This window comes from Aquiflexum sp., assembly GCF_041749095.1.
Taxonomy (GTDB): domain Bacteria; phylum Bacteroidota; class Bacteroidia; order Cytophagales; family Cyclobacteriaceae; genus Aquiflexum.
In genome coordinates this window covers 1-3,624 of the sequence record NZ_JBGTCA010000254.1, presented here as the reverse complement: position 1 = coordinate 3,624, position 3,624 = coordinate 1, and the positions used below count along the sequence as shown (strand labels likewise).

3 protein-coding genes are annotated in these 3,624 nt (G+C 38.7%); all 3 read left to right on the top strand.

What is annotated here, in order from left to right:
- The coding region (locus ACEW8O_RS11810; protein WP_373494832.1) for a sensor histidine kinase at window positions 1-877 on the top strand (877 nt) is incomplete at its 5' end.
- A 57-nt stretch (window positions 878-934) separates the two neighbouring features.
- Complete coding sequence (locus ACEW8O_RS11805; protein ID WP_373494831.1) at window positions 935-1,567, top strand: response regulator; 633 nt, start codon at window positions 935-937, stop codon at window positions 1,565-1,567.
- Window positions 1,568-1,667: 100 nt separating this feature from the next.
- The gene (locus ACEW8O_RS11800) at window positions 1,668-2,900 is read left to right on the top strand and encodes a hypothetical protein (RefSeq protein WP_373494830.1); all 1,233 of its coding nucleotides are present in this window, start codon (window positions 1,668-1,670) and stop codon (window positions 2,898-2,900) included.
- The last annotated feature ends 724 nt before the right edge of the window (window positions 2,901-3,624 follow it).

The following is a 3,624-nucleotide window of genomic DNA, read 5'->3' as shown; positions in this document are numbered from 1 at the left end:
AGCTTACGATCATTTAAACCTTTCAATGGTACTGAAGGAAAAACTGGAACAACAAAAACAGCTTCAAAATTTAGCAGAGCTCAAAGAAAAATTTGAATCAGAAAAGAGAGAACAGGAAATTGCCCTGCTAAAATCAAATGTAGAACTGGAAAGTGTAAAGGCCCGAAGAAGGTTGCAGTTTCAATATTTCACTTTTTTCCTGTTTTTGTCCATTATGGCTATGGCATATTTAACATTTAACAAGTATCGGTTAAAACAAAAATTAAATGAGCAGGTACTTAGAAATCAAATCTCAAGTGACCTCCATGATGAAATTGGTTCTACATTGTCCAGCATTGATGTCAATAGCCGTATTGCACTTTTGAAAGTTGATGAAAAAGAAACAGTGGCGAAACAATTGAAAAAAATCCAAGTGAATACAAGATCAATGATGGACAATTTGGCCCATATCGTTTGGTCTATAAACCCTAATAATGACAGTCTGGAAAAATTGATTTACAGGATGAAGGATTTTGCAGCAGAAATCCTTGAGCCATTGGGGATTCAATATTCTTTTAACCAAGAAGATATTTCTTCTGAATTCATCTTGAATCCCGTTTTAAGAAAAAATATATACTTGATTTTCAAGGAGGCAGTAAATAATTGTGCGAAGTACAGCAAGGCTTCTAAAGTAGAGATTTCGACAGTTTTGAAGGAAAAAAATCTATTGTTGAAAATAGAAGATAATGGAAGAGGTTTCGACTTGGAAAAGGTAATGGACAAAGGCAATGGGTTGGGAAACATGAAAGAAAGAACAGGACAAATTGGAGGAAAAATGAACATAATATCCAATCCGGAAATAGGGACATTGATTAGCTTGGAAGTGTCTATCACCTGATTGAGGGATTTATTTTCGGAAGGAATTAACATAAATTCAATACTTGACAATTCTGCAATGACACCGATCCGGATTTTGATTTTTGAAGACAATGACAGCCTTAGGGAAGGACTCTGTCAATTATTGATGCTTCGGGAGGAGTATACTATTGTGGGAGATTATGGAGATGCCCGTCAGGTTAAGGAAGTCGTTATCAAGGGTCGTCCGGATGTGATTTTGATGGATATTGACATGCCGGGTACCAATGGAGTAGAGGCTGTTAAACAGATACGTGAATATGATCAGAATGCACAGATTATCATGTTGACAGTCTTTGATGACAATGGTCATGTCTTTGATGCCTTGAAGGCAGGCGCAAACGGTTATTTGTTAAAGAGGAATGTTTCTGACATGATGGTACAGGCAATTGAAGAAGTTTTGGAAGGAGGTGCACCTATGAGTCCTTCTATTGCAAGGCTCGTAATCAATCAGCTGCATGAACAAAGACCAATAAACCTATACATGCTTTCTGATAGAGAAAAGGAGATCCTTGGGTCATTGGCAAAAGGTAATAGTTTTAAATTGATTGCAGCAGATTTGGGCATTAGTTTCGAAACTGTGCGAACCCATATTAAGCGGATTTATGATAAGCTTCATGTGCATTCCCAAGGGGAAGCTATCAGCAAAGCCCTGAATGAGAAATTGGTTTGATTTTTTTGATACACTTTTTTGATATCCCCCTATTATGGTATTGATAGGGTAATTTGAGATATTGAATTTTAGGTCCGGCAAACATGGTGAAGATTGATCTTTGAATTGGGGCATTGCCAAGATCGGTGTATTTATGTCACTTTATTTCAACAGGATGGAAACTTTCAGTGTTTATTCAAAATTTGAGGAATTGTTCTCAAGCCTAACGTTTGTGGAAAAGGCAATTTTTAATTTATTGATTGTAGGGGTTTATCTAATAGGTATGGTTGGATGTGCGGAAGAGCAAGACCCAAACAATCCAAATAATCCCAATCCAATAGCCAATGTGGAGATCACTGAAACATCTCCCGAATTTATTTTTTGGGGGGATGAACTTACACTGACCGGAAAAGGATTCAGCACCAAGCCAGCGGACAATTTTGTTTGGCTCAAGAATGAAACTGCATCGTTGGGAAGTTGTTCTTCTGATAACAGGTCAGATTCTACTGGTTGGAGAAAAGCGACTGTTCTGAGAGCAACAGCAACATCTCTAACCATAAAAGTTCCATATAAAATCGCCTCAGAGAACTCAAGCAACAGAGCTTGTGGGGTAATCGATCCAAACATAAGTGTTACAGTAAATGGGAAAACGGCTGTTTCGAAGAAGGTCAAGCTATTGGGCATTCCCTATATTGCGGATGTTTGTTACACCAATTCCGGATGGAAGGGGGCAGGGATGATTCCTGGAAAGGAGCTTGAAAACCAAATTAGTATTCCTGGGGTGGGACTTTATGGAGCAAGTGCAGGAATCGATGAAAAAATGAAACTGTTGGTTAACGGAGTTTACTTACCCCTGACAAAAGTGGTATCCACTGGTCCTACCAATTGTGCAAGCAGTTTTAAATTTGTCATTCCTCTGGAATTCGCAGATGGTAATTGTTCCACACCTGACCCTGTCCTTACAAGTCGATTTGCCAATATGATGGATTTTGTGGCAGTTATTGATGGCACTACCAAGTCTTCTGAAAAATTGACTTACCCGGTTTCTTCATTCCCGGATCGTACTTTTAGTACTTTTACACAAAGGGTATTTTCGTACAGCGCTGCAGGAAATCCCGAAATTGTTTTGACGGGAAGTGGCCTTAACTGGTATAAGGAAGCTCGATTTTCTCCACAGCCAAATACAGGTTGTACTTTGGCTACAATAGGCCCTGTGCCTTCGGTGGATGGTACTACACTGACGATATTGGTTCCATTGGCTCAAATGCAGGTTGGTTGTAGCTATACACTTACTTTAGTTGACGTCTGTGGACGTGTCAGTAATCAGGTCGGTCTGGTTACGATTGGGACTTGATTTAGCAGATTTCATTTTCATTCGCACAATAGCAAGCTGACTCTCCACCCATACTTGTCCTGTTCCAGTTTTTCTACTTCCCATTCGTGATATTCACGTTATATAATTTGATTCCAATCAGGCAATTTCAAATTTTCGATTTCTGCAACCCGAGATTCAGCACGCTTTTTATGTTCGATTCTGTCTGAACAGATAATCTCTATGATATAGTATCACACTCGTTAAGCAGGGCAGATTTCTCCCATTCTTTACGAATTATTTTAACTGGACTACAAGAGTCCGAAACAACATTCCTTCCGAGTTTTAAGTTGTCATCTGCAATTTTGTACGCCAATCCATATCCTCCTCCTTGAACATCTATATAATATAAGTCTTTTATGCTCTACTCAATGGTGTCAATCCTTAGATAAATAACATTGTACTTTTGAATACTGTTGCCTCAGAAAATAAGAACCATAATTGATGTGCTGAGCGAATTTAAAAAGCTAACAATACCAAACGCCAATACTATGGAAGTCGCCAAAAATCAGTTATCCCTTCAAAGAGACAAGCCGGGTGAATCCACGGCTTGTCTCTTTCACTTTTTGTTTAGCAGTAATCAAAACTGGTTTGTTTCGTGTAGGTTTGTAACCGTTATTTAGGGTGAGAATTGATAACGAGATGAAACCAGGTAAAAATTCAGGGAAAGAGCAGATTCATGTTTATGTTCATCGCGAAATGGTGC